Source organism: Quisquiliibacterium transsilvanicum, assembly GCF_014202215.1.
GTDB classification, from domain to species: Bacteria; Pseudomonadota; Gammaproteobacteria; order Burkholderiales; family Burkholderiaceae_E; genus Quisquiliibacterium; species Quisquiliibacterium transsilvanicum.
Window position 1 is genome coordinate 360,490 of record NZ_JACHGB010000003.1, and the last position, 26,506, is coordinate 386,995.

The window sequence follows — 26,506 nt, forward strand, 5'->3', positions numbered from 1 at the left end:
GCCCTGGGCACGGCGCGCGTGCTGCTGGCGGCATGCCTGGTGCTGGCGGCGGCGCCGGCCGCGGCCAACGGCTCCTCGGGCGGCGCAGCGTGGGGCGAAAGCCTGGTTGGCGAACGTTTCGTCTACGAGGTGCGCCGCGGCGACTCGCTCGGCGGAATCGCCGCCCGCCACGGCACCGGCGCGGCGCTGATCGCGCGCGACAACGCCATTGGCCCGCGCCAGGGGCTCAAGCCCGGCCAGCAGCTGATGCTCGAGACCCGGCACATCGTGCCGCAGTCCAACGGCGATGGCATCACGATCAACGTGCCGCAGCGGATGCTCTTCCACTTCGAGGGCGGCGCGCTGCGCACCGCCTACCCGGTGACCGCCGGGCGCCCCGACTGGCAGACCCCGCTCGGCCCCTTCACGGTGGTCAACCGCCAGACGGACAAGCCCTGGTTCGTGCCGAAATCGATCCAGGAAGAGATGCGCCAGCAGGGCAAGCCGGTGCTCACGCGGGTCGAACCCGGCCCGGACAACCCGCTGGGCCGCCACTGGATCGGCCTGTCGATGCCGGCGATCGGCATCCATGGAACCAACGCGCCGACGAGCATCTACGCGCTGCGCTCGCATGGCTGCGTGCGCATGCACCCGGACGACGTCGCCGATCTCTTCGAGCGGGTCCGGGTCGGCGACGCTGGACGCATCGTGTACCATCCGGCGCTTCTGGCCGGCCTTCCGGACGGCAGGGTCTTCGTGGAAGTCCACCTCGACGCGTACCGTCGATCCGGCAAGCCGATCGACGCGCTGCGCGCACTGGCCGCCGAGCGCGGGATCGAGTCGCGGGTCGACTGGCTGCGCGTGGCGGAGATCGTCGCGGCGCGCGATGGCGTGGCACGCGAAGTCACGCTCCCCGAAGCGCTTCCGGCAGCGACACCGCTTTCGACGCCCACCGCCAACCCCACAGGAGCCCTCGCCCAATGACCGACTTGCGCAAGCCCTCGTCGACCGGCCGCCGCCGCCTGCTCGTGGCCGGAGGCCTCGCCACGGCCTCCATCCTGTCGCCCCGCCTCGCCGCCGCCTCGCTGGGCGACGGCACCGAATTTTCCGCCGGTCCCGCAAAGCTGTCGTTCTACAACACGCACACCGGCGAGCGCCTGTCGCTGGTCTACCGCGAGGGCAGCCAGTACATCACCGAAGCGATGTCCGAGATCGACCGGCTGCTGCGCGACCATCGCACCGGCGAGGTCCTGTCGATGGATCCGGCGCTGCTCGACCAGCTCCACCGGCTGGGCCGGCTGCTCGACGCGAAGCAGCCCTTCCACGTCATCTCCGGCTATCGCTCGCCCGCGACCAATGCAAAGCTGGCGGCGGCCAGCGGCGGCGTCGCCAAGCGCAGCATGCACATGTCCGGCCAGGCGATCGACATCCGGCTGCCCGGGCGCGATCTCGTCGACGTGCGTCGTGCGGCGATGTCGATGGAGGCCGGCGGGGTGGGCTACTACGCTCGCTCCGACTTCGTCCACCTGGACACGGGGCGCGTGCGCGCCTGGTAACGCAGCGGGCGGTAAACTGGTGCGCATGAACGCGCCCACCGCCCCCCTGCCCCCCGCCCCTCTCGACGGCCTGCGCCAGCGCTTCTCCGGCCGGCTGCTGACCGAAGACGTCGACACCGCGCCCTTCCTCACCGACTGGCGCAAGCGCTACACCGGCCGCGCGCTGGCCGTGGCCCAGCCCGACACCGCTGCGGACGTCGCCGCCATCGTGCGCTGGTGCGCCGAGCACCGCGTGCCGCTGGTCCCGCAGGGCGGCAACACCGGCATGGTCGGCGGCGCCACGCCCGACGCGTCCGGCAGCGCGCTGGTGCTGTCGCTGGCCAGGATGAACCGCATCCGCGACATCGACACCGTCAACAACACCGCCACCGTCGAGGCCGGCGTCATCCTCGCCAACCTGCAGCAGGCGGCGCGCGACGCCGGGCGGCTCTTCCCGCTGTCGCTGGCCGCGGAGGGCTCCTGCACGGTGGGCGGCAACCTGTCCACCAACGCCGGCGGCGTCCAGGTGCTGCGCTACGGCAACACTCGCGAGCTCTGCCTGGGTCTGGAGGTGGTCACGCCCGCGGGCGAGGTCTGGAACGGGCTGCGCGGACTGCGCAAAGACAACACCGGCTACGACCTGAAGGACCTGTTCATCGGCGCCGAAGGCACGCTGGGGGTCATCACCGCGGCGACGATGAAGCTCTACCCGCTGCCGGCGGCCCAGGTGACCGCGCTGGCCGCGGTTCCCGATCCGCATGCGGCGCTGCGCCTGCTGATGCTGGCGCAGCAGCGCCTTGCCGCCTCGCTCACCGCCTTCGAGCTGATCAGCGACTACTGCATGGGCCTGGTCGAGCGGCACCTGCCCGCCAACCGCCGTCCGCTGGCCGAGGCATCGCCCTACTACGTGCTGCTCGAGTCCTCCGACTTCGAGAGCGAGGCCCATGCGCGCGAGCGCTTCGAGGCGCTGCTGGGCGAAGCGATGGAGTCGGGCGAGGTCACCGACGCCGCCATCGCCGGTTCGATCGCCCAGTCGCGCGCCTTCTGGGCGATCCGCGAGGGCATCCCCGAGGCGCAGGCGCTCGAAGGCCGCAACATCAAGCACGACATCTCGGTGCCGATCTCCTCGATCGGCCGCTTCATCGACGAGACCAACGCCGCGATCGAGCGCGACTTCCCCGGCGTGCGCCTGGTGGTGTTCGGCCACCTGGGCGACGGCAACCTGCACTACAACGTGTCGCCGGCGCCGGGCGTCTCGCCCGAGGCCTTCCTCGCCCACGAGTCCGCGATCAACCACATCACCTACGAGGCGGTCGCAGCCCACCGCGGCTCGATCTCCGCCGAGCACGGTCTGGGCCAGCTCAAGCCGGACGAGAACGTGCACTACAAGTCGCCGCTCGAGATCGGCCTGATGCGCAGCATCAAGGCCGCGCTGGACCCGCAGGGAATCATGAATCCGGGCAAGGTCCTGCCGGCCTGAGTCCGGACGATGTCCGCCCTCTCCTACGTCACGCCCACCGCCAGCAGCCCCTGGGGCACCTACCTCGCCCAGATCGAAGCTGTGGAGCCCTATCTCGGCGGGCTGGCACGCTGGGTGGAGACACTGCGCCGCCCCAAGCGCTGCCTGATCGTCGACGTGCCCATCGAACTCGACGACGGGCGCGTTGCCCACTTCGAGGGCTACCGGGTGCAGCACAACCTGTCGCGGGGTCCGGGCAAGGGCGGCCTGCGCTACCACCCGGACGTCAACCTCGAAGAAGTGATGGCGCTGGCCGGCTGGATGACGATCAAGAACGCCGCGGTGAACCTGCCCTTCGGCGGCGCCAAGGGCGGCGTGCGCGTCGACCCGAAGGCGCTGTCGATCAAGGAGCTCGAACGCCTCACGCGGCGCTACACCAGCGAGATCGGCATCGTGATCGGCCCGGGTCGCGACATCCCCGCGCCGGACGTCAACACCAACGCCCAGGTCATGGCGTGGATGATGGACACCTACTCCGCGAACGTCGGCGCCACCGCCACCGGCGTGGTCACCGGCAAGCCCGTGCCGCTGGGCGGATCGCTGGGCAGAGTGAAGGCTACCGGGCGCGGCGTGTTCATCGTCGGGCGCGAGGCCGCGCGGCTGCTGGGCATCGAGGTGCGCGGCGCGCGGGTCGCGCTGCAGGGCTTCGGCAACGTCGGCTCGGCCGCCGCCGAGACCTTCTGCGCCGCCGGCGCGAAGATCGTCGCGGTTCAGGATCACGGCGGCACCGTGTTCCGTGGCGACGGCCTCGACGTCGCTGCGCTCACGGCCCATGTTGCGCACACCGGGACCGTGGCCGGCTTCGCCGGCGGCGAGGCGCTGGGCGTCGACGAGTTCTGGTCGACCCCCTGCGAGTTCCTGGTGCCCGCCGCGCTTGAGGGCCAGCTGCACGCGCAGCGCGCCACGCAAGTGCATGCGCGCATCGTGCTCGAAGCCGCCAACGGCCCGACCACTCCCGACGCGGACCGCATCCTCGCCGAACGCGGCGTGACCGTCATCCCTGACGTGATCGCCAACGCCGGCGGCGTCACCGTCTCCTACTTCGAGTGGGTGCAGGACTTCTCAAGCTTCTTCTGGACCGAGGACGAGATCAACGACCGGCTCGACCGCATCCTCACCGGCGCCTTCCGCCACGTCTGGGAGATGCACGAGCAGCTGCGGCTGCCGCTTCGCACCGCGGCCTTCGTCGTCGCCTGCACGCGGGTGCTGCAGGCCCGGGTGGACCGGGGGCTCTACCCCTGAGGCTCAGGCCCCGATCGGCCCACCGTCGGTCCGGCGCACCGCCAGCGTCGCCGAGCGCGGCCGGCCATCGGGGCGGAAATCGGGCCAGTTGGAGACCCGGCGCGGGTCGCGCGGATCGACACCCGCGCCGTCCGCCTCGCCCGGATGCTGGACGTTGACGAACATCGTGCGTCCGTCCGGGGTCATGCAGACGCCGGTGATCTCGGCGCCGCGCGGCCCGGTCAGGAAGCGGCGCGTCTCGCCGGTGAGCGGGTCCATCGCCAGCAGCTGGTTGTTGCCGAAGGCCGCGCGATCCTCCGCGGCCGCGGTGGGCGGCATGTCGGTGAGGATCCAGACCACGCCACGCGCGTCCACGGTGAGGCCGTCGGGATTCGCGTAGGCGTCGCCCCAGGCGCGCGCCGCTGGTGTCGCCGCTGGTGTCGCCGCTGGTGTCGCCGCCGGGAGCGGCCGGCCTGGGAGCGCCGCGTGCGGACGCGCGGCCGCACCGCCCATCGAACGGCCCTCTGCGCCGCCCGCGCCCTGCGCCCGTGCGCCGCCGAGAGACACCACCTCCCAGCGGAAGCTGCCGGCCGCATGGTCGCCGTCCTCCTCGAACCAGCGCAGCACATGGCCATGCGGGTTGGGCGCGCGCGGGTTGGCGGCGTCAGCGCCGGGCTGCCCGGCCCGGCCGCGGGTCGCGTTGCCGGTGAGCGTCACGTAGACCGCGCCGCTCACCGGGTCGACCGAGGTCCACTCGGGCCGGTCCATCGGCGTGGCGCCCAGCAGGTCGGCGGCCTGCCGCGCGCGCACCACCACGTCCGCCTGTGACGCGAAGCCGTTGGCGGCGACCAGGCCGCCGCTGCCGTGCACCAGTGGCAGCCAGCGGCCGCCGCCATCCGCGTCGAAGCGCGCGGCGTACAGAGTGCCTTCGTCGAGCAGGTCGCGGTTGGCTGCCCGATCGAGCGGATTCCAGGGCTTCGCGGTGACGAACTTGTAGACATATTCGAAGGCCTGGTCATCGCCCATGTAGAAGGCCACGCGCCCATCGCGGCAGATCGCGGGCGCGGCGCCCTCCTGCTTCTTGCGGCCGAGCGCGGTGCGCTTGACCGGCGTCGAGCCGGGGTCGTAGGGGTCGATCTCCACCACCCAGCCGAAGTGGTTGGCCGCGTTGGGATGGAGTTCCAGGTCGAAGCGGGGGTCGAACCGGGCCCAGCGCGTGATGTCGTTGCGCGCCGAGAGACCGTAGCGCGCCTCGTCGGGGGTCGGCTGCGCGCGGCCCCGGAAGTAGTAGTTGAAGTTCTCCTCGCAGGAGAGGAAGGTGCCCCAGGGCGTCCACCCGTTCGCGCAGTTGGCGAAGGTGCCGCGCGCGCTGCGCCCGTCCGGGCTGGCGGCGGTGCGCATCGACGGGTGCCCGGCCGCCGGCCCGGCTATTCGCATCGGCGTGCCGGCGTGGATGCGGCGCGCGTGGGCGGACGGGGAAACCACTTTCCACACGCCGCCCTTGCCACGCACCTCGACCACCGAGATCCCCAGCGAGTGCTGCGCCTTGCGCACCTTCTCCAACGACCAGCCGGCCATGTGGTCGCCGAACAGCGTGCCGTAGTCGGGATACTCGTGGTTGGTCGCCAGCAGACCGTGCGATGAGGACGCGCCCGGCGCGGGGCGCACCGCCACGCCCTGCATTCCCGCCCGCGGGAGCGGGAAGAAGGCCATGCCGTCATGGTGCGTGCCCGACTGCAGCGCCTGCTCGTCTGCGGTATTGGATGCGTCGTGCCTGAACGCGGGCTGGCCCTCCGGATGACCGATGGGGTCGCCCCAGCGGATCAGCAGCTGGGCGGAATAGCCCTCCGGGACACGCACCGCGTCCTCGGTGGACACCGGCACGGAAGAAAAGCCGAGGCGCCCGCTGCGAACGGCGGCACCGGACCCAGCGCTGCCGGCACTAGCGTCCCCGCTGCCGCCATCGCCCCCGCCGCGTCGGTCCGTACCGCCGCCCGCGGCGCAGCCTCCCAGCCCCAGCAACGCGCCCGCCCCGGCGGCGCGCCTCAGCGCTGCCGCGCCAACCGCCGAGCCGGCACGCTGCAGGAGCTCGCGCCGCGCGTGCGATTCGATCAGCTCGCCGATTCCCGGCGCGCCGCTGGGATTGTCCCTGGACTCGAAACGATGGAAGAAGCGGCTCATGGAATGCACCTCGTCAGACGCAGATTGCTTGGCGCACCTCGCGGGCGCACGTTGCGGGACGCGGCTTGCGCACACCTGACTGGCCGCACCTTGTGGAGTACACCTCGCGGCGCGGCACCTCACGGTACGCCCGAAGGCGCTGCATCGCAGACCAGGCTTTGCACGCCGGAAACGGCCAGGCCGCCCGTCAAAGCCCCAGGTAGGCCTCGCGCACCCGCGGGTCGTCCAGCAGATCCGCGCCGCGCCCTTCCAGGGCCACCGCGCCGTTCTCCAGCACGTAGGCACGGTTGGCCAGCTTCAGCGAGGCGGCGACGTTCTGCTCGACCAGCAGCACGGTCATGCCCTCCGCATGCAGCGAACGGATCGCCGCGAACACCTCCTGCACCACCGAGGGCGCAAGCCCCAGCGAGGGCTCGTCGAACATGATCAGCCGCGGCTGGCCCATCAGGCAGCGCCCGATCGCCAGCATCTGCTGCTCGCCCCCGGACAGCGTGCCCGCCAGCTGGCCGGTGCGCTCGCGCAGGCGCGGGAACATCTCGAACACCTTCTCGAGCTGCGCCTTCGCATGCGCCTTCGCGCGCGGCAGCATCGCGCCGACCTCGAGGTTCTCCAGCACGCTCATCGAAGGGAAGATCTGCCGGCCCTCGGCGACCTGGCCGATGCCAAGATTGCAGACCACATGGCTGTCGAGCCCCGCAATCTCCCGATCCGCGAAGCGGATCGAGCCGCCGCGCGGGCGCAGCACCCCGCCGATCGCGCGGATCAGCGAGGTCTTGCCCGCTCCGTTGGCGCCGACGATCACCACGATCTCGTTCTCGCCAACGCTCAGCGAAACCCGGTCCAGCGCCTGGGCGTCGCCGTAGAAGACCGACAGGTCGCGCACCTCGAGCATCGATCAGACCTCCTCGGCGCCCAGGTAGCTGTGCAGCACCTTGGGGTCGCGCGTGACCTCGGCCGGCGTGCCGTTGGAAATAATCTCGCCGTGGTGCAGCACGTAGACCCGCTGCGCCAGCGCCATCACCGCCCGCATCACGTGCTCGATCAGCAGGATGGTGATGCCGGACTCGGCGTTGAGGCGCCGGAACGCCGCCACCATCTCGTCGGTCTCGGTGGGGCGCAGCCCGGCCATCACCTCGTCGAGCAGCAGCAGCTTCGGCTGCGTGGCCAGCGCGCGCGCCACCTCGAGCCGCTTGCGGTCGGGCAGCGTGAGGCTGGAGGCCGGGCGGTCGCGCAGGTCCCACATGTTGAGCGAGCTCAGCGCGAGCTCGGCTCGGTCATGCGCCACCCCGGTGTCGCGCGTGCCCAGGAAGCCGCCCACCATCGCGTTCTCGATGACCGTCATGTCGGCGAACGGCCGCACGATCTGGAAGGTGCGCCCGACGCCCGCCGCGCAGACCTGGTCGGGACGCAGGCCGGCGATGTCCCGGCCCATGAAGCGGATCGAGCCGGTGTCGGGCACCAGCGCGCCGGCGATCAGGTTGAAGAGCGTGGTCTTGCCGGCGCCGTTGGGCCCGATCAGCGCCACGATCTCGCCCTCGCGGACCTCCAGCGACGCCTCGGCCACCGCCCGCAGGCCGCGGAAACTCTTCGACGCCGACTGGACCGAGAGCAGGGGATGCTCACGGCCTGCAGCTGCGTACGGACCACCGCTGGCTGCCTCGAACTGCGGGTGGCCGCTGCCTGCCACGGACTGCGCAGTGCCGGCGCCTGCGGAATGCGGCCCCATCCTCAGCGCCCCCTCGTGAAGCCGAGGCGCCGCGCGATGCCCGGCCACATCCCGTGCGGCATGAACATGATCGACAGGCCCAGCGCCACGCCGTAGAGCACCTGCTTGATGCCCGGGATCTCCCAGCCGAAGACCGCGAGCATCTCGTTCAGCCCCTCGGAGAGCAGCGTCAGCAGCGCCGCCCCCAGCACCGGCCCGAACAGGGTGCCGACGCCGCCGATGATCGGCGCGAGGATGATCTCGATCGACCGGCCCATGTTGAAGATCTCGCCGGGGAAGAGGTTGTTGTAGTAGAAGGCGAAGAACACCCCGGCCAGCGCGGTGAGGCCCGCGGAGATCTGGATGGCGATCATCTTCACGCGGAAGGCGTCGACGCCGGCGGCGCACGCCGCCTCCTCGTTGTCGCGGATCGCCCGGAAGTAGTAGCCGAGCCGGCTGCGCAGCAGCCCGGCCGACAGCACGAAGGCCCCCGCCGCCAGGCCCAGCGCAAGGTAGTAGAACATCACCGGCCCGCCGCGCATGTTCCAGAGGTCGGCCTGGCCGGCCTGCTGCACTTTCAGGAAGAAGCCGCCCGAGCCGCCGATCCAGTCGATGTGATCGAAGCCGATGCGCGTGAACTCCGCGAAGGCGATCGTCAGCAGCGCGAAGTAGGTGCCCGAGATGCCGAAGCGGAACGCCAGCCAGCCGATCGCGGTGGCCGCCAGCACGCAGATCGCCACCGCCGCCAGCATACCCAGCCAGGGCGAGACCGCGAAGTGCTGGAACAGCGCCGCCGCCGTGTAGGCGCCGAGCCCCACGTACAGCGAGTGCCCCAGCGACAGCTGCCCCGCGAAACCCATCATCACGTTCCAGGCCTGCCCCACGAAGGCGAAGTACATCACCAGGATCAGCGCAGACAGCAGGTAGCGATCGGTGATGAACTGCGGCGCGGCCAGCAGCACCGCCAGCAGCGCGAACAGCGCCAGCCGCGAACGCAGCGGCGACTGGGTGAAGACGGCGACGAGATCCTTCATCGGCGAGAGAACAGGCCCTGCGGCCTGAAGGCGAGGACCAGGATGAGCAGCGCGAAGGAAACCATGCTCTTCATCGAGGGCGCGATCAGCAGCCCCGCGATCGACTCCGAGACCCCGATCAGCACGCCGCCGGCCAGCGCGCCCACCATCGAGCCGAGCCCGCCGATGATCACGATGACGAAGGCCAGCAGCGTGAAGGCAGGCCCGGAGGCCGGCGTGACGTCGACCAGCAGCGAGAGCAGGCAGCCCGCGATGCCGACGCAGGCGGCGCCCAGGCCGAAGGTGAGCCCGTAGAGATGCTTGACGTTGAGCCCCACCACCTGCGCGCCGAGCAGGTTGTCCGCGCAGGCGCGGATCGCCTTGCCGAAGCCGGTGAAACGGAAGATGGCGAACAGGCCCGCGCAGCACAGCAGTGCCACCACCGCGCAGATCACCCGCACCTTGTCCACCAGCAGCGGCCCGATCTCGTAGGAATCGAGCGCGTAGTCAACCTGCACGTTGCGCGCGTCCGGCCCGAAGGCGATCAGCAGCCCGTTGACCATGATCAGCGCCACCGCCAGCAGCAGCATGAACTGCGAATGCTCGGGACGGTCGATGAAGCGGTTGACGAGCCCGCGCTGCAGCAGGTAGCCGAAAGCGAAGAAGACCAGCGCCACCGGCGCCAGCATCCACAGGGGATCGGCCCCGAAGGCCGCGAACGCAACGACCGCGACGTACATGGCAAGCGCCATCATCTCGCCGTGCGCGAAGTTGACGATGCGCACCACGCCATAGATGACGGACAGGCCCAGCGCCATCAGTCCGTACACCAGGCCGGTCAGCAGGCCGCCGGTGACGACGTTGAGAATGGTTTCGAGGGGCATCCAGGTTCAATGCGCGTGGCGAAGGGCAAGCGGGCGAAGATACTGCAAATCTGCGGGCTCACCAACGCGGGCATCCCTGCGGGCCGGGACTGTGAAGCATGAAACCGGAGAGTAGACCGCTAAAACCATCCGCACACTACGCGCGGCTGCACACTCGGAGCAAGCCCGAGCGGGCGGAACAGCGCAGTGACTGCGACACCGTTCGCAGCGGTTGAAGCCGCTGCGAACGCCGCGGCTTCAACCCCGCCGGCGGCGACGGGCGATGGCAAGTCCCAGGGCCCCCACGCCGAAGAGCGCGAGAACGGAGGGCTCAGGCACCTGCGTGATCCCTGTGGACTCGCCGGGGAGCAAAGGATCGATGCCCGGGGTAGGCTCGCCCGCGAGCAGCGGGGGACTCAGCAGGCCGGGCGTGTACGACCCACTGCCGGGCGCCTCGGCGGACGGCGCCTCCGGGCAGGGCACTGCCCTGGTGATGACGATCGGCTGGGGCGCCGGGGCCGGCGCGACCTCGGCGACAGCCTGCACGGTGCGGCTGCGGCGCTGGCGGCCGTCGGTGCCGGCAGGCACGGGAGGCGGCGGGGCAGAGATGACCGGGACGGAAACCGGTGCTGCAGGCAGCACCTCGGTGACGTAGCAGATCGACCCCGCGGGCCCCGCGGCGGGTGTCGGCGCCGGTGCCGGTGCCGGTGCTGCGGGCGCGACCTGCTGGGCGGGCGCCGTGGTACGGGTACGCCGCTCCCGGACGTCCGCGTGGCTGGCGTCGACGAGCATGAACCCCGCCACAGCGGCCGCCGCAGCGACCATTGCGAAAGGCATGGTTTTCATTTGTGTCCGTTGCATGGCGTTCCCCTTCTTTACAGGCATCATGCAATATCCTTGCCATGACGCCAGGTGATTGATTTCACGAAGGAAACCAAATTGCTTCGAACTGGATCGTCAGAAATCCCGACAATGAAAACCGCATATTCGCGGCGCGGCGACTGCACGCACCTTATCCGCGCCTGCTCCAGTCCGGCACCGGAAACACCGGAGCGAGCTCGGCCGTGTCCTTCGGCAGCACGACGGTGGGCCGCAGGTTCCGGTTCTGCACCGCCGCCGAGGCGATCTCGGTGTTCTGGCCCTTGGCGTTGAAGCGGATGGGCCCGCCGAGCATCATGCGCTCGCTGATGTTGGTCTGCCGGATGGCCTCGGCCAGCGCCGTTCCGTCAGTGCTCCTGCTGCGCTTGACCGCATCGGCCACGACCATCATCGCCTCGAAGGTGAAGCCCACGTTCAGCGCGTGGAACATCATCTTGTCCTTCGGGAAGCGCTTGTCGAAGGCCTTCTCCACGATGCCCGTGAGCTTCGCCTTCGGGTTGTACCAGGGCACGTTGGAGATGGCGTACTCGGAGTACTTGCCCAGGGCCTTGTAGAAGGGCTCCTCGTACATGCCGGGCGATCCCGGGCTCATGAGCCCCTGTGGCGACCAGCGCTGCTTGACCATCTCGCGTACCAGCAGGATGGCGTCATTGAGCCGACACACCATCATCACGATCTCGGCGCCGCTGGCCTTCGCCTTGGCCACCTCGACGGAGAGGTCGCGCGCCGCCGGGTCATAGCTGATGGAGTCGACGATCTTGAAGGGCAGGTAGTTCAGCGTCGGGAAGATGGCGTCGATGGCACGCCTGTTGGCCAGGCCGAACGTATCGTTCGCGTGCATCAGGATGCAGGTGCGCGGCGCGGTCTGCGTGGCCTGGAAGATGTCGCGGAACAGCCCGAGCCCGTTTCGGATCAGTTCGACGGACGTCGGGAAATTGCGGAAGGTGTACTTGTAACCCTGCTCAGTGATCTGCGGCGCGGCCGCGATGTTGACCACGAAAGGAACCTTGCGCTGCTCCGCCACCTGGGCGATCGCCGCGGCGGCGCCGCTCTCGAAGGGACCGACCAGCACCTGGGCGCCGTCGTTGATGAGCTTCTCGGCCCGCGCGCGCGCCTGGTCCACGTTGGACTCGAAGTCCGCGTTCATCAGCTCGATGTCGACCCCGTACATCTCGCGCAGCACCTCGGGGGCGACGTCCGCGCCCCGCTGGCAGGATTGGCCGAGCTGCGCCAGGTAGCCCGACTTGGGCAGCAGCACGCCCACCTTCACCTTGCTTGTCTGCGCTCGGACGATCGCCGGCGACAGCGCGGTGCCAGCGGCGACGCCGGCGACGGCCTTGCCGAAATTGCGACGCGAATCGTTCAGGCCTTCAGGGGTCTCGCTCATCGTTTCTCCAGTCCCTCTCGTTGTGTCAGGCCGCTCTTCGACGCGAGCGCGCCCCAAGCGGACGACGATACCCGAAACGGCAAGGCGCAGGAACCGCGCCATCGGACCGGGCCGGCCGTCCGGCCGGCGACGGGACGATCGCGCAGCCGCCGGCCCTTTTCGCCGCCGCCGCGCCGGCCCCCTGGCCCGGGGCTCGGCTAAGATCGGCGTCATCCCTGGACCGAACCGCCACCCGAATGAACACTGCCACCGACACCCCCCGCCTCTTCCGCAGGAGCCTCGCAGTGGAGGACCTCAACCGCATGCACCAGAACACCGCCTGCGAGCGCCTGGGCATCGAGATCACCGAGATCGGGCCGGACTTCCTGCGCGGACGCATGCCGGTGGACGAACGCACGAAGCAGCCGGCCGGCATCCTGCACGGCGGCGCATCGGTGGCGCTGGCCGAGACTCTGGGCAGCATGTCGGCCTGGATGTGCCTGGAGCCCGGTTTCACCGGCGTGGGCCTGGACATCAACGCCAACCACATCCGCGCGATGCGCGAAGGCTGGGTGTACGGCGAATGCCGGCCGGTGCACGTAGGCCGCACCACCCACGTCTGGCAGATCGACATCCGCGACGGTGAGGGGCGGATGGTCTGCGCGTCGCGCATCACGATGGCGATCGTGCCGGACAAGCGGAGCTGAGCGGGGCTGCGCAGCGGGGCCGCCGGCGGCCGGCCGGCCGGCGCAGGCACGCTGCTGCGCGGCCTTCAGCCCCCGGGAACCGCGCCCGCTGCCGCCTGCACCGCGGGACGCGCCGGCGGCGGCGCCGCAGCGGCATGCTCCCACTTCTTCCAGGCCCGCAGCACCAGGTTGGGGTACTCCGCCCGGCCCAGGCTGCCGTTGTAGCGGCCGAGCGCGCGGAACAGGTCGCCGCGCTCGATGTCGATGTAGTGGCGCAGGATGGCGCAGCCGTAGCGCAGGTTGGTGCGCATGTCGAAGAGGGCCGAGGAATCGCCGTTGCCGATCACCCGGGTCCAGAAGGGCATCACCTGCATGTAGCCGCGCGCGCCCACGTGAGACACCGCGTAGCGCCGGAAGTAGCTCTCGACCTCGATCAGCCCCAACACCAGGTGGGGGTCCAGCCCCGCCCGCTGGGCCTCGTAGCGCACCGACTTCAGGAATTCGACCCGCTGCTGGGGATCCGGCTTCCACTTACGCGGCAGCCGCTCGGACAGGGCCGCCAGCCAGTCGACCTTCTCCTGCACGGATACGAAGCGGGGCTCCGGCGCGGAGCGATCGTCGGCCACGGCGGCGGCCAGCGCGGAGCGCACCGAGGCCGACATGGGCTCGTACTGCTGCGGCCCCGCCTGAGCCGGCGCCCCGAGCGCCATGCACAGCGCGGCCCCCGACAGGGCGGCAAGGATGCGACGGCTGGCACGAACGGCGAAGGCAGGCATGCGATGAAAGACGGCAGGCGCCACGAGAGATGGGGTCGCTCGATTCTATCGGCGCCCGATGACGGAACTTCGACCGTCCTTCCGACCCGGACGGCCTGTCGTCGGGCAGCCATCGGGACGACGCGGGCAGCCTGTCCACCAACACCGTTCGTCGGCGTCGAGCCGTCGACGTACGGCCATCGACAGGCCTGCGGCACGGTTTGCATACTGCGACCCGTGGATCGAATGGCGCGGTTCACGTCCGTTTCCGCCCCGTGACATCGTTCACACGGGCAACGCGGGCGGCACCGCTCCTGGAGGTCCGAAAAGGGCAAACCCGGCGAAAGCCGGGGACGCAAAGTCACCGGTCTAAGGGACGGCAGTCCTACGACAGCGGGACCGCCGGACGTTCGGGGCGAGTAAACTTCGCGCCCCACGGCTGATCGATGGGTCGGTGCGCGCCCATCGAAGCCCCTGGTGGTTCTGCTTCGAGGACGGCCCATCTCACCGGGTCACGCAGGAGCAGATCAGAATGAACCGCGACTCCAAGGTCCGCACGACTATCCAGCACACAGCCTCCTCCGAGAGCCGCGGCACACGCGTGACGCGTCGCCTGCCCCGGCGCTCCCCGATTCCCGCTGTAGTGGCTGCCATCATCGCGGCGTCTGCGCTGGCGCAACCCGCGGCAGCCCAGGAAAACGGCCGCGGAGCGCGCGGCGCTGCAGCAAGCGCGACGAGCACGGCCCAGACCGTGGCGCCGCCCGCCTTCGCGCCGGGACGCATCCTGGTCGCAGCCAAGGCCGGCGTCTCGGACGCTCAGTTCGAAGCCACTCTCGCCTCCCACGGCGGGCGCTCGCTGGGCCGGCTCCGCGGCATGCGCGCCCACATGGTCAACGTCCCTCCCGGCCAGTCCGAGGAGAAGCTGGCCGAGCGTCTTGCGCGCCATCCGCACATCGAGTTCGCCGAACTCGACCGGCTCGCGCCCCCGGGATCGACGACCAACGATCCGATGCTCTCCAGCCAGTGGCACCTGCCCAAGATCAATGCACTTACCGCCTGGGGTGCTTCGGTAGGCGGGGGAACGATCGTCGCGATCCTGGACACCGGCATCGACCCCTCGCACCCGGACCTCGCCGGCCAACTGGTGCCGGGCTGGAATTTCTACGGTAACAACAGCGACACCTCCGACCCCAACGGCCACGGCACCGCTGTCGCCGGCGCGGCCGCCGCAGCCGGGAACAACGCAACGGGCGTGGCGTCGGTCGCCTGGGGTGCGAAGCTGATGCCGGTGCGGATCGCGGACGCCAACGCCTATGCCTACTGGAGCACCGTGGCCCAGGGCCTCACCTGGGCCGCGGACAACGGCGCCCGCATCGCCAACATCAGCTACGTGGGAGTGGCTGCCAGTTCCACCGTGCAGAGCGCCGCCAACTACCTACGCAGCAAAGGCGGCGTGGTCGTGGTCTGCGCGGGCAACAACGGCAAGGACGAGGGCATCGCCGCGAACGACTCGATGATCGTGGTCTCGGCGACCAACTCGGGCGACTCGAGAACTTCCTGGTCGAGCTACGGGACCTTCGTCGACCTGGCCGCTCCCGGCGACAGCATCTATACGACGCACGTCGGCGGCAGCTACAGGGCTTGGTCCGGAACCTCCCTCGCCAGCCCAGTGGTCGCAGGCACCGCCGCGATGATCAAGGCCATGCGCCCCGACTTCACGCCGGCGCAGATAGAATCCGCGCTATACGCGGGTGCAGTGGACTTGGGAACTGCTGGCAAGGACTCGATCTACGGCTACGGCCGCGTGGACGCCGCTGCTGCGCTCGCCGCGGCGGGCACCGTTAGCACCGACACCACCCCGCCCACCGCCGCGATCACCTCGCCCACCAGTGGAAGCGCTACCGGCACCGTCACGGTGAATGTCGACGCCCGTGACAACGCCGGCGTCGCCCGGGTGGAACTCCTCGTCAACGGCAAGTCGATCGGGTCGGACGATACGGCCCCCTACAGCTTCGGCTGGGACACGACGAAGGTCGCGGACGGTTCGGTGACGCTGTCGGCCGTGGCCTACGACGATCGCGGCAACAGCGGGCTGTCGTCGCCGGTGTCACTGAAGGTGTCGAACGCGGTGGCCACCCTGGCCGCGCCGGACGCCACCCCGCCGACCGTGGCCATCCTGAGTCCGTCGAGCGGCCTCAAGGTGAATGGCAACGTGACGATCTCGGCAAGCGCCAACGACGCCGGCGGGGTGGCCTGGATGCAACTTGCGATCGACGGCACCGTGGTGTCGAGCACCACCACGGGGTCGCTGAACTACAAGTGGAACACGCGGAGGGAGCGCACCGGGACGCACACGATCACGCTGACGGCGAGTGACAAGGCGGGGAATACTGCTGCGACCTCGGTGACGGTAACCAAGTAACGGGGCGCCCATGCTCCGCGGTAATTGCCGCACGATGAAAAAACGGCTGCCTAAGCAGCCGTTTTTTCTTTCGCGCCCGCGGAGATGCAGGCGCTACGCGGGGCCGAAGCTTCAGGCGGACTTCGCAGCCTTGTTACGGCGACGCAGCAGGGCCATGCCCGCGAAGGCCAAGCCCATCAGTGCGATGGGAGCTGGTTCGGGGACACTGCCACCACCGCCACCACCATTGGGCGTCCGGTAACCAGCGGAGAAGAGGCTCAGGTGAGACAGGCCGGGCACCTGACCGCCATTGTTGAGGAAGGCGACCTCAAAGGTGCCAGTACCACTTGTCGGAGTGATCGGCAGCAGCACGTCATCCAGAAGATACCCTGCATAGTCCTCGGCGCCCGCTGCGATGCCGACGACGAAATCGATGATGATCGGGAGGTTCGGCAAGCCCGATACGTCCGTCCAAGTCACCGACCAGGTCCCATTCACGTTGGCCGAAACCTGGAACGTGATCCCAGCAATCCCGGTCGGCGTTGTGGCGTCATCGGATTTGTCCAAGTACGTCAGCGGACCAGTCGAGAGGAGCGACTGCAGCGCAATCCCCTCGTTGGTCGGGTTGTTGGGTTTGGAGCCGACGAGACCACACTGCGTCGCGTAATAGGTCGTCGGGGCAACCGTCAGCGAGACGTCGGAAGCCGACGTGCCGTCACACACCGGAGCCGCATGCACCGCGCCGCTCGAGAGAGCCGCGCCAACGGCGAGCGCTGCCAAACCGATTTTTCCTGCGTTGAGCTTATACATAGCGTGCTCCCGATTCATGACAAGACGTCAAAGCCCTCCAGCCGTTGCGCGAACTGAGGCGCCGCGGCTTGATGAACAACTGAGAAGCACACTTCGTGCCAACCGATTGGCGCGAGAAAAAACCGCTTTCAATCAGGCACTTGAGAACGGCCCAACGACACTCTTCCCTGTACCCCTGGGCAGTATGTAAGAATAATCGACAACGGCGTCCGCCTAAACTGCTCGCAGACAACTTCGACCAGGGTCGGGAAGCCCACCGGCAGACCACGAGCGCCCAGACGCAACGTCCGCCATCAGCCCCATTGATGGAAGCACCCCCGATCCGGAAGACTTTGACGCGCCGAGACTTGAGATGCACCGGTGACCCCGAAGCCAGCACGGAGCGTAAAACGCACCGACACTCCGCGACGACTTCAGGTCAGGCATGGTTGAGGCAGGCATCAGTTCCACCGCCAACCCGCGGTAACGGCCACTGCAAAAAAGAACGGCAGTTCGAGGGCTGCCGCTTCTCCTGCTGCCCCGCCCTGCCGCGGACGCATTCACCAGACTCAGGCGACCGTCTTAGCCCTGCTACGACGACGAAGCAAGACCATCCCGGCAAACGCCAAGCCCATCAGCGCAATAGGCGCCGGCTCCGGAACGCTGCCACCGCCGCCTCCGCCGTTGTCGGGAATCCGGTAACCAGCTGAAAACAGACTCAGATGAGACAGGTTCGGGATCTGGCCGCCGTTGTTGCGGAACGCCACCTCGAAGGTCCCCGTGCCGCTCGTCGGGTTGATCGGCAACAGCACGTCGTCGAGCAGGTAGCCCGCATAGTCAGCCGCACCCGCCGCGATGCCGACGACGAAGTCGATGATGACCGGCAGGTTCGGCAACCCGGACACGTCGGTCCAGGAGACTTGCCACGTGTTGTTCGCTGCGTTCGCAGTAACCTCGAAGCTGATGCCCCCGATGCCCGGGTGCGGCGACCCGGCATCGTCGGACTTGTCCAGCAGCGTGAGCGCGCCGGTGCCCAGCAGGGACTGCAGTTGGGTGGCTTCGGCCGCCGGGCCGTTCGGCTTGGAGCCGACAAGGCCGCACTGCGTCGCGTAATAGGTATTCGGCGCAATCGTCAGCGAAACGTCGGACGCTGCGGTGCCATCACAAACCGGCGCAGCCTGCACACCGCCACTGAGCACCGCCGCGCCGACCGCCAGCGCCGCCAACCCCGACCTGCCCGTCTTCCTGGAAACCATTCTTCTTCTCCCGTTCAAACAAGACGCCGCAGCACCCCGGCGACAAGCCTTGCGCGCTGCGACGCGACGGAATCGATTAAGCACTATCCGTGCCAGGCCGAAGAAGAAACGATTTCCTTAAATGAATCAATTACTTGACGAGTGATCGACAGGCGCCCCGTCATCATCCCGCTGCGAACGTAAGAAGCGCCGATGTGACATAGTTCCACTCGGCGCCCCTGCAACACTCCGCGGGAGCGGGCGCGACTATTCAGCGGGCACTCAGCACCCCGCCAACACCCCCCGCACCGCGGCACCGGCCTCGCCAACCGCCACCGCCTCCATCTCCATCCCCCTGCGCCGCAGCACCTCCACCTGCCCTTCCTTCAGCCCCCGCTCGCCGACCGTGACCCGCACCGGCACCCCGATCAGCTCCCAGTCGGCAAACATCACCCCCGGCCGCTCGTCCCGGTCGTCCAGCAGCACGTCGACCCCGGCCTCGAGCAGTTCGGCGTAGAGCGCATCGGCAGCCTCGCGTACCGCGGCCGACTTGGCATACCCCAGCGGGCAGATCACCACCTCGAAGGGGGCGATTCCGCGCGGCCAGACGATGCCGCGCTCGTCGTGGTTCTGCTCGATGGCGGCGCCCAGCAGGCGGGTGACACCGATGCCGTAGCAGCCCATCTCCATGAGCTTGCTCTTGCCGTCGTCGTCGATGAAGGCGGCGTTCAGGGCGCTGGAGTACTTGGTGCCCAGGTAGAAGACGTGGCCCACCTCGATGCCGCGCTGGATGACCAGCCGGCCCTTGCCGTCCGGCGACGGATCGCCCTCGACCACGTTGCGGATGTCGGCCACCAGCAGCTGCTCGCCTCGCTCGGCCAGCGCGGGCAGGAGGTCCCGATCCCAGTTCGCGCCGGTGTAATGAAATCCGACATCGTTGGCGCCGCAGACGAAATCGCTCATGTTGGCCACGGTCCGGTCCGCCACCAGGCGCACCGGCTTCGCGGTGCCGATCGGCCCCAGGTAGCCGGGCTCGCAGCCGAAGTGTTCGGCGATCTCGGCCGCGGTGGCGAAGCGAAAACCGGCCAGGCCCTCGACCTTGCCGGCCTTCACTTCGTTGAGATCGTGGTCGCCGCGCACCAGCAGCAGCCAGATCTCGGTGGCGACGATGCGGGGCTTGCCTCCCAGGTCCTCCTTGCCATCCTTCACCGGCTCGTGGCGGTCCACCGCCAGCACGATGGACTTCACGGTGCGATCCAGCGGCAGGCCCAGCAGTTCGGCCACGTCCTCGCAGCGCTCCTTGCCCGGCGTGGCCACTTTCTCCAGCGGCTGGGCGGCGGCGGCGCGCGACTCGATCAGCGGCAGCGCCTCGGCCAGTTCCACGTTGGCGGCATAGCCGGAGTCGGGGCACCAGGCGATGGCGTCCTCGCCGGTGTCGGCGATGACCTGGAATTCGTGGCTGGCCGAACCGCCGATGGCGCCGGTGTCGGCGGCCACCGGCCGGTAGACCAGGCCCATGCGGTCGAACACGCGGCAATAGGCGTCGAACATCGCCTGATAGCTGCGCAGCGCTGACTCGCGGTCGCGGTCGAAGGAGTAGGCGTCCTTCATCGTGAACTCGCGCCCGCGCATCACGCCGAAGCGCGGCCGGCGCTCGTCGCGGAACTTGGTCTGGATGTGATAGAAATTCTTCGGCATCTGCCGGTAGCTGCGGATCTCCTGACGGGCGATGTCGGTGATCACTTCCTCCGAGGTCGGCTGCAGGATGAAGTCGCGGCCATGGCGGTCCTTGATGCGCAGCAGCTCCGGCCCGTACTGCTCCCAACGGCCCGATTCCACCCACAGCTCGGCCGGCTGCACCACCGGCATCAGCAGCTCGATCGCGCCGGCGCGGTTCATCTCCTCGCGGATGATGTTCTCGATGCGCCGGATCACCCGCAGCCCCATCGGCATGTAGTTGTAGATCCCCCCGGCCAGCCGCTTGATCATCCCCGCGCGGGTCATCAGCCGATGGCTGGTGATTTCGGCGTCGGAGGGCGCCTCCTTCAGCGTGGAAACGAGGAAACGCGATGCTTTCATGGGGGTCTTCTCGGGAATGGCCGGGCGCACGGATTGCGCCGATATAATCGAGCGAATTCTAAAGTATCAGGGGGTGTCGCCATGCTGGACCGGGACGGCTACCGCCCCAACGTCGGCATCATCCTGGTCAACAGCAGGAACGAGGTCTTCTGGGGCAAGCGGATCAGGGAACATTCCTGGCAATTTCCGCAAGGCGGGATCAATCGCGGTGAGTCGCCGGAGCAGGCGATGTACCGCGAGTTGCACGAGGAGGTCGGGCTGCTGCCTGAGCACGTCCGGATCATCGCGCGCACGCGCGACTGGCTGCGCTATGACGTGCCCACCAACTGGGTGCGCCGCGACTGGCGCGGCCACTACCGCGGCCAGAAGCAGATCTGGTTCCTGCTGCGGATGGTCGGGCGCGACTGCGACGTGCAGCTGCGCGCCACCGAGCACCCGGAATTCGATGCCTGGCGCTGGAACGACTACTGGATTCCGCTCGACTCGGTGATCGAGTTCAAGCGCGAGGTCTACCGGATGGCGCTCGACGAGCTCTCCCGCCATCTGTTCAAGGAGCAGCCCGAGGCGCCGCGCTACCTGCGCAGCCGCGTGCGCAGGCCGCGCCGCGAGGGCGATGCCGGCGCCGGCACGGATGCCGGCGGCGGCTCCGCCAACGCGACCGGCCCCCTGGGCGCTTCCGGCGCGCCCGCCAAGGCCTGAGCCTGACCCGCCCCTTCCGCGCCGGGCCCCGGCATTCGCCCTCCTCAAAGCAACACGACCACCGGAGGAACACACCATGAGCGCCACCCCCGACGCGCGCAGCGCCTGCGACGTCAAAGTTGACCGGCACGGCCCGGTCACCGTCCTGACGCTGTCCTATCCCGAGCGCCGCAACGCGCTCGCGCTCGCGCTGCGCGCACGGCTGCTGACCGAGCTCGAGGCGGCGCTCGAGGACCCGGAGTGCCGCGTGCTGGTGCTCACCGGCGCCGGGGCGCACTTCTGCTCGGGCGGGGACATCACCAGCTTCGAGGGAGTGACGCCGGCCAAGGGACGCACGCGCATGCAGTTCGTGCACCGCATCATGCGGCTGCTGATCCGCGGCGAGAAGCCGGTGATCGCCGCCGTCGAGGGTCACGCGGCCGGCGCCGGCATGTGCCTGGCGGCCGCCTGCGACATCGTGGTCGCATCGACCGAGGCCAAGTTCTCCTGCACATTCAACCGCATCGGCCTGTTTCCCGACCTGGCCGGCATGTGGTCGATTCCCAACCGCATGGGAATGGGGCGTGCCAAGCTGTGGATCATGAGCGGTCGCGTGATGGACGCCGCCACCGCCCAGGCCCAGGGCATGGCCGAGGAACTGTGCGCGCCCGGCCGCGCGCTGGAGACCGCACTGGCGCTGGCGCAGGAAGTGGCCCAGGCCGCGCCGCTGTCCAACGGCATGGTGAAGTCGGTGCTCGCCCGCGGGCCGATGCCGCTCGAGGACCTGATGGCCGCCGAGACCGACGCCCAGGCGGTGCTGTTCGGCACCGAGGACTTCCAGGAGGGGCGCAAGGCCTTCCTGGAGAAGCGCAAGCCGGTGTTCAAGGGGCGCTGAGCGGAGCGGACAGCGGCGGCGGGGGTCACTGAAATCGCCCCGCCGCCGCGGAATCGCCGCGGAGGTCGCCCCGCGAGGCATCCGATGCCCGGCGCGATCCGCCGGCAGCAGTTATACTGCGCCGCAGCGGCATTGATCACCAGTCTGCGCGCCGCTGTCTATCAGACCTTTCGTTCATCCCTCTTCGTCTTCCCGACTGGTGTCGCCACGGCAACAAGCCGCAGCGCGACAGGTCGACGCGGTACTTCCCGTCAGGGGTCCTATGTCGTTCGCATCGCTCGGCCTGTCCGAGCCCATTGTCCGCGCCGTCACCGAGCTCGGCTATACGCAACCCACGCCCATCCAGACCCAGGCCATCCCGGTCGTGCTCTCGGGTGGCGACCTGCTTGCCGGCGCCCAGACCGGCACCGGCAAGACCGCCGGCTTCACGCTCCCCATCCTCCAACTGCTGAGCACCAATCCGCCGCTCAAGACGCCGATCGGCGCCCGCCGCACGATCCGCGCGCTGATGCTCGCCCCCACCCGGGAGCTCGCCGCGCAGATCGAGGAGAGCGTGACCCAGTACTCGCGCCACCTGAAGCTCACGTCGATGACGGTGTTCGGGGGCGTGAACATCAATCCGCAGATCCGGCATCTGCAGGCCGGCGTCGACATTCTCGTCGCCACGCCCGGCCGCCTGCTCGACCACATCGGCCAGCGCACCGTCGACCTGTCAGGGGTCGAGATCCTCGTGCTCGACGAGGCCGACCGGATGCTCGACATGGGCTTCATCCGGGACATCCGCAAGATCCTCGCGCTGCTGCCCAGGAAGCGCCAGAACCTGCTGTTCTCGGCCACCTTCTCGGACGAGATCAAGACGCTCGCCGACGACCTGCTCAACCGCCCCGCGATGATCGAAGTGGCGCGCCGCAACGCGCCGGCCGAGCTGGTGGACCAGAAGGTCGTGCTGGTCGACAAGAACCGCAAGCGCCAGCTGCTCTCCAAGCTCATCCAGGACAACAACTGGTTCCAGGTGCTGGTGTTCACCCGCACCAAGCATGGCGCCAACCGCCTGGCCGAGCTGCTGAACAAGGACGGCATCAGCGCGCTGGCCATCCACGGCAACAAGAGCCAGGGCGCGCGCACGCGGGCGCTGGCCGAGTTCAAGGACGCCTCGCTGCAGGTGCTGGTGGCCACCGACATCGCGGCGCGCGGCATCGACATCAACGAGCTGCCGCACGTGGTGAACTTCGAGCTGCCCAACGTCGCCGAAGACTACGTGCACCGGATCGGCCGCACCGGCCGTGCCGGCCTGAGCGGCGAGGCACTGTCGCTGGTCTGCGTCGACGAGCACAAATTCCTGATGGACATCGAGCGGATGCTCAAGCGCCAGCTGCCGCGCATCGAGGTCCCCGGCTTCGAGCCGGACCTGAGCGTCAAGCCGGTGCCCATTCCGATGGGCCGAGGCGCGCGCGGCCAGCAGTACGACGACGGCCTGGGCGAATCCAACCGCCCGCCGATGCCCGCGGGCGGACGCGGCGGACGCGGTGGCCAGCGCCCCTCCCAGGGCGGTCGCCCCGGCCAGGGCTCGCGCACCGGCCAGGCCGGACCGCAGGGCCACGCCGGCCCGGGCCAGGCAGGCGTCTCGCAGGGTCCCCGTGCCGGTCACGGCCAGGGACAGCGTGCACCGCATGGCCAGGCACCGCGTGCGGCGCAGGGCGCGCAAGGCCACCAGGCAGCGGCCCCCGCCCCCGCACGCTCCGGCGGCGGCGCAGGAACCGGCCCGGCGTCGGCGCCGCGCAGCGCGGGGCTGGGCTTCCGTGGCACCAACGCACCGCGCCGCGGGCGCTGAGCTGAGCTGACGGGCTTGCCCGTTCGGCGCCGGCGGGCTCTGCGAACGAGCCCGGGCGGCGCTGACGGGCGGCGCCTCAGAGCCTGAACTTCACCACCGGGCTGCGCTGCTCTCCCAGCCCTTCGATGCCCAGCGACACCACGTCGCCGGGTTTCAGGAACTGCGGCGGCTTCATTCCGGTTCCCACGCCGGGCGGCGTGCCCGTGGTGATGATGTCGCCCGGGTTCAGCGTCATCAGCCGGCTCACGCAGGCGATCAGCGTCGCGCAGTCGAACACCATCGTCCTGGTGCTGCCTCGCTGGCGCGGCTCGCCGTTGACGTCGAGCCACATCGAGAGCCGCTGCGGGTTGGGCACCTCGTCGCGCGTCACCAGCCACGGACCGACCGGGCCGAAGGTGTCGAAGCCCTTGCCCTTGTCCCAGGTTGGGCCGTGCTCCATCTGCCACTCGCGCTCGGAGACGTCGTTCACGACGACGTAGCCGGCGACGTGGTCCAGCGCCGCCTTGCGCGTCACGTGGCGCGCGCGCGTGCCGATCACGATGCCCAGCTCCACCTCCCAGTCGGTCTTGACCGAGCCCTTGGGCAGCATGATCTCGTCGGTTGCGCCCTGCATCGACGACAGCGTCTTGTGGAAGACCACCGGCTCCTTGGGCACCGGATTGCCGGTCTCCGCCGCGTGGTCCGAGTAGTTGAGCCCGATGGCGACGAACTTGGTCGCGCCACTGAAGGGGACTCCCATCCGCGGGCGCCCCCGCACCGCGGGGAGCCGGTCCGCCTTGAGCTTCGCGAGCCGCGCCAGCCCCCTGGGCGAGAGCTGCTCCGGGCCGATGTCCGCCACCACGCCGGACAGGTCGCGCAGCACACCGTCCGCGTCCACCATGCCAGGCTTCTCCTTGCCGGGCCTGCCATACCTCACCAGCTTCATGCGCTCCCCCTCTCTCCGTCGAAGTTCGTGAACTGCATCCGCGCCAGCCGCGCGTAGAGCCCGCCACGCGCGCTGAGCTGCGCATGCGTGCCGGACTCGACGATACGACCCGCCTCCAGCACGACGATGCGGTCCGCGCGCACCACCGTGGCCAGCCGGTGCGCGATCACCAGCGTCGTCCTGCCCTGCATCGCCTGCTCCAGAGCGTCCTGCACCAGCCGTTCGCTCTCCGCGTCGAGCGCGCTGGTCGCCTCGTCCAGCAGCAGCAGCGGAGGGTTCTTCAGCAGCGCCCGCGCGATCGCGACGCGCTGGCGCTGGCCGCCGGACAGGCGCACCCCGCGCTCGCCCAGGTCGGTCCGGTAGCCCTGCGGCAGGCGCTCGATGAACTCGTGCGCATGCGCGGCCCGCGCCGCCTCGATCACCTCCTCGTCGCTCGCCTCGAGCCGGCCGTAGCGGATGTTCTCCATCGCGTCGGCCGAGAAGACCACGTTGTCCTGCGCGACGATGCCGATACCCAGGCGCAGCTCGGTGGGCTCGAAGCCGCGGATGTCGCGTCCGTCGAGCAGGATGCGGCCCTGCTGCGGATCGTGGAAGCGCAGCAGCAGCTGGAATAGCGTCGTCTTGCCGGAGCCCGAGGGCCCCACGATGGCCACGCTCTCGCCGGCGCGCACATGCAGGCTCACGTCGTCCAGGGCGCGCTCGCCAGGCCTGGTCGGATAACTGAAGCTGAGGTGCTCGACGTCGAGACGGGCGCCTGCGGCAGGCTGCAGCAGACGGGCGCCGGATCCGATGGACCCGGCCTGCAGGTCGACGTCGCACGTCCGGCTGGGGGGCGACAGGGCCGATGCGCCCGCTTCCGAGTCGCTGCGCGCGCCCGGAGCGCTGCGCGCACCCGGATCGCTGCTTGCCTGGGCCTCCGTCATCGGCTGCCTGCGGATGCCCGGCTGCGCGTCGAGCAGCTCGAGCAGCCGTTCGGTCGCGCCGGCGGCCCGCTGCACGTCTCCGAGCACCTCGGAGAGCGCGCCAGTTGCGCCCGCGACCAGGGCCGCGTAGAGGATGAACTGCGTGAGCAGGCCGGCGGTCATCCGCCCTTCGATCACCGCATGCGCGCCCAGCCAGAGCACGAACACGATCGCGCCGAACACCAGGGTGATCGCCAGCGCGGTCAGCATCGAGCGCGCGCGGGTGCGACGGACCGCCGCTCGGAAGGCACGCTCGGTGGCGTCGGAGAAGCGCTGCGACTCGAAGGCTTCGCGCGCGAAGGCCTGCACCGTCTGGATCGCGTTCAGCCGCTCCCCGGCGAGCGCGCTGGTGTCGGCGACGCGGTCCTGGCTGTCGCGGGATAGCCGTCGAACGCGTCTGCCCATCACCAGGATCGGCAGCACCACCAGGGCGATGAGGCCGACGATGAGCCCGGCCAGTCTCGGACTGGTCACCAGCATCATCACCAGGCTGCCGACAAAGAGCAGCGCGTTGCGCAGGCCCATCGAGATGCTGGTGCCCACCAGGGTCTGGATCAGCGTGGTGTCGGTGGTGAGCCGCGACAGCACCTCGCCCGACTTCAGCGTCTCGAAGAAGCCGGGATCCTGCCGCAGCACATGGCGGTAGATGGCTGCGCGCAGGTCGGCAGTGACCCGCTCGCCGAGCCACGAGACGAAGTAGAAGCGCACCGCGGTGCCCAGCGCCAGGACCACCGCCACCGCGAACAGGCCGATGAACCAGCGGTTGACCTGGGCGCTGCCGGCATCCGAGAAACCGAGGTCGATCAGTTGCCGGAACGCCACCGGAACCGCCAGCGCCGCCCCCGCCGCCACCACCAGCGCAAGCGCCGCCACCGCGAGCCGGCCCTTGTATGGCGCCAGGAAGGGAAGCAGCGAACGCAGCACCGAGAGCGCGCTGCGCGAGGCGACCGCGCTTGGGCGGCCTTCCGGGGAATGATCTGGCATGGTCCCCGCATGTTAGCTGCTGGAG

22 protein-coding genes and 1 riboswitch are annotated in these 26,506 nt (G+C 69.5%); of the genes, 9 read left to right on the forward strand and 13 right to left on the reverse strand.

Annotated features, from left to right (window positions below; all coding sequences use genetic code 11):
- Positions 1–18: 18 nt before the first annotated feature.
- Genes HNQ70_RS08230 through HNQ70_RS08245 form a run of 4 tightly spaced genes read left to right on the forward strand, consistent with a single transcriptional unit; the run spans position 19 to position 4,275 of the window.
- Positions 19–963, forward strand: coding sequence for a L,D-transpeptidase family protein (locus HNQ70_RS08230; protein WP_221302717.1), 945 nt, complete (start codon positions 19–21; stop codon positions 961–963).
- Entirely contained in the window at positions 960–1,535 is a 576-nt protein-coding gene (gene mepK / locus HNQ70_RS08235; RefSeq protein WP_183966191.1) for a peptidoglycan L,D-endopeptidase MepK, read from the forward strand. The genes HNQ70_RS08230 and mepK overlap by 4 nt, the downstream gene beginning before the upstream one ends.
- 25 nt (positions 1,536–1,560) lie before the next feature.
- Positions 1,561–2,994 carry an FAD-binding oxidoreductase gene (locus HNQ70_RS08240; protein ID WP_183966193.1) on the forward strand — a complete coding sequence of 478 codons (1,434 nt, stop codon included), beginning with the start codon at positions 1,561–1,563 and terminating at the stop codon, positions 2,992–2,994.
- 9 nt (positions 2,995–3,003) lie between these two features.
- On the forward strand, positions 3,004–4,275 hold the full coding sequence (locus HNQ70_RS08245; RefSeq protein WP_183966195.1) for a Glu/Leu/Phe/Val family dehydrogenase: 1,272 nt from the start codon (positions 3,004–3,006) through the stop codon (positions 4,273–4,275).
- Between the two features lie 3 nt (positions 4,276–4,278).
- Here HNQ70_RS08245 and HNQ70_RS08250 read toward each other — a convergent pair whose 3' ends face one another.
- The 7 genes from HNQ70_RS08250 to HNQ70_RS08280 form a co-directional block, all read right to left on the reverse strand.
- The gene (locus HNQ70_RS08250) at positions 4,279–6,435 is read right to left on the reverse strand and encodes a PhoX family protein (RefSeq protein WP_183966197.1); all 2,157 of its coding nucleotides are present in this window, start codon (positions 6,433–6,435) and stop codon (positions 4,279–4,281) included.
- A gap of 187 nt (positions 6,436–6,622) precedes the next feature.
- A complete protein-coding gene (locus tag HNQ70_RS08255) occupies positions 6,623–7,327 on the reverse strand; it encodes an ABC transporter ATP-binding protein (protein WP_183966199.1) in 705 nt (234 codons plus the stop codon).
- Positions 7,328–7,330: 3 nt separating this feature from the next.
- On the reverse strand, positions 7,331–8,161 hold the full coding sequence (locus HNQ70_RS08260; protein ID WP_183966201.1) for an ABC transporter ATP-binding protein: 831 nt from the start codon (positions 8,159–8,161) through the stop codon (positions 7,331–7,333).
- A 2-nt stretch (positions 8,162–8,163) separates the two neighbouring features.
- Positions 8,164–9,174 carry a branched-chain amino acid ABC transporter permease gene (locus tag HNQ70_RS08265; RefSeq protein WP_183966203.1) on the reverse strand — a complete coding sequence of 337 codons (1,011 nt, stop codon included), beginning with the start codon at positions 9,172–9,174 and terminating at the stop codon, positions 8,164–8,166.
- Positions 9,171–10,037 carry a branched-chain amino acid ABC transporter permease gene (locus HNQ70_RS08270; RefSeq protein WP_183966205.1) on the reverse strand — a complete coding sequence of 289 codons (867 nt, stop codon included), beginning with the start codon at positions 10,035–10,037 and terminating at the stop codon, positions 9,171–9,173. Before HNQ70_RS08270 ends, HNQ70_RS08265 begins: the two co-directional genes overlap by 4 nt.
- Before the next feature lie 237 nt (positions 10,038–10,274).
- Positions 10,275–10,862 (reverse strand): PEP-CTERM sorting domain-containing protein, encoded by a 588-nt coding sequence (locus HNQ70_RS08275; protein WP_183966207.1) that lies wholly within the window; start codon positions 10,860–10,862, stop codon positions 10,275–10,277.
- 166 nt (positions 10,863–11,028) lie between these two features.
- The gene (locus HNQ70_RS08280) at positions 11,029–12,282 is read right to left on the reverse strand and encodes an ABC transporter substrate-binding protein (RefSeq protein ID WP_183966209.1); all 1,254 of its coding nucleotides are present in this window, start codon (positions 12,280–12,282) and stop codon (positions 11,029–11,031) included.
- A 236-nt stretch (positions 12,283–12,518) separates the two neighbouring features.
- Between HNQ70_RS08280 and HNQ70_RS08285 the strand changes: the two genes are divergently transcribed.
- Positions 12,519–12,968 carry a hotdog fold thioesterase gene (locus HNQ70_RS08285; RefSeq protein WP_183966211.1) on the forward strand — a complete coding sequence of 150 codons (450 nt, stop codon included), beginning with the start codon at positions 12,519–12,521 and terminating at the stop codon, positions 12,966–12,968.
- A 65-nt stretch (positions 12,969–13,033) separates the two neighbouring features.
- Here HNQ70_RS08285 and HNQ70_RS08290 read toward each other — a convergent pair whose 3' ends face one another.
- Complete coding sequence (locus tag HNQ70_RS08290; protein ID WP_183966213.1) at positions 13,034–13,723, reverse strand: lytic transglycosylase domain-containing protein; 690 nt, start codon at positions 13,721–13,723, stop codon at positions 13,034–13,036.
- 299 nt (positions 13,724–14,022) lie between these two features.
- A riboswitch (cyclic di-GMP riboswitch) is annotated at positions 14,023–14,109 on the forward strand.
- Between the two features lie 236 nt (positions 14,110–14,345).
- Between HNQ70_RS08290 and HNQ70_RS08295 the strand changes: the two genes are divergently transcribed.
- Positions 14,346–16,124 (forward strand): S8 family serine peptidase, encoded by a 1,779-nt coding sequence (locus HNQ70_RS08295; protein ID WP_343060693.1) that lies wholly within the window; start codon positions 14,346–14,348, stop codon positions 16,122–16,124.
- Positions 16,125–16,235: 111 nt separating this feature from the next.
- Here the strand turns inward: HNQ70_RS08295 and HNQ70_RS08300 are convergent, their stop codons facing one another.
- The 3 genes from HNQ70_RS08300 to HNQ70_RS08310 form a co-directional block, all read right to left on the reverse strand.
- Positions 16,236–16,913 (reverse strand): PEP-CTERM sorting domain-containing protein, encoded by a 678-nt coding sequence (locus HNQ70_RS08300; protein ID WP_246434842.1) that lies wholly within the window; start codon positions 16,911–16,913, stop codon positions 16,236–16,238.
- A 548-nt stretch (positions 16,914–17,461) separates the two neighbouring features.
- Complete coding sequence (locus HNQ70_RS08305) at positions 17,462–18,148, reverse strand: PEP-CTERM sorting domain-containing protein (RefSeq protein WP_183966219.1); 687 nt, start codon at positions 18,146–18,148, stop codon at positions 17,462–17,464.
- 261 nt (positions 18,149–18,409) lie between these two features.
- Positions 18,410–20,206 carry a proline--tRNA ligase gene (locus HNQ70_RS08310; RefSeq protein ID WP_183966221.1) on the reverse strand — a complete coding sequence of 599 codons (1,797 nt, stop codon included), beginning with the start codon at positions 20,204–20,206 and terminating at the stop codon, positions 18,410–18,412.
- Between the two features lie 81 nt (positions 20,207–20,287).
- On the opposite strand from HNQ70_RS08310, the gene HNQ70_RS08315 reads away from it, so the two are divergent.
- The 3 genes from HNQ70_RS08315 (at position 20,288) to HNQ70_RS08325 (ending at position 23,610) form a co-directional block, all read left to right on the forward strand.
- Positions 20,288–20,905 (forward strand): RNA pyrophosphohydrolase, encoded by a 618-nt coding sequence (locus HNQ70_RS08315; protein ID WP_183966223.1) that lies wholly within the window; start codon positions 20,288–20,290, stop codon positions 20,903–20,905.
- Positions 20,906–20,981: 76 nt separating this feature from the next.
- Positions 20,982–21,779: an enoyl-CoA hydratase/isomerase family protein gene (locus HNQ70_RS08320; RefSeq protein WP_183966225.1), complete on the forward strand. Its 798-nt coding sequence runs from the start codon at positions 20,982–20,984 to the stop codon at positions 21,777–21,779.
- 262 nt (positions 21,780–22,041) lie between these two features.
- Positions 22,042–23,610, forward strand: coding sequence for a DEAD/DEAH box helicase (locus HNQ70_RS08325; protein ID WP_183966227.1), 1,569 nt, complete (start codon positions 22,042–22,044; stop codon positions 23,608–23,610).
- A 76-nt stretch (positions 23,611–23,686) separates the two neighbouring features.
- On the opposite strand, the gene HNQ70_RS08330 is transcribed toward HNQ70_RS08325, so the two are convergent.
- On the reverse strand, positions 23,687–24,535 hold the full coding sequence (locus HNQ70_RS08330; protein ID WP_183966230.1) for a fumarylacetoacetate hydrolase family protein: 849 nt from the start codon (positions 24,533–24,535) through the stop codon (positions 23,687–23,689).
- Positions 24,532–26,481, reverse strand: a complete 1,950-nt coding sequence (locus tag HNQ70_RS08335) for an ABC transporter transmembrane domain-containing protein (RefSeq protein ID WP_183966239.1) — start codon at positions 26,479–26,481, stop codon at positions 24,532–24,534. Before HNQ70_RS08335 ends, HNQ70_RS08330 begins: the two co-directional genes overlap by 4 nt.
- Positions 26,482–26,506: the final 25 nt, after the last annotated feature.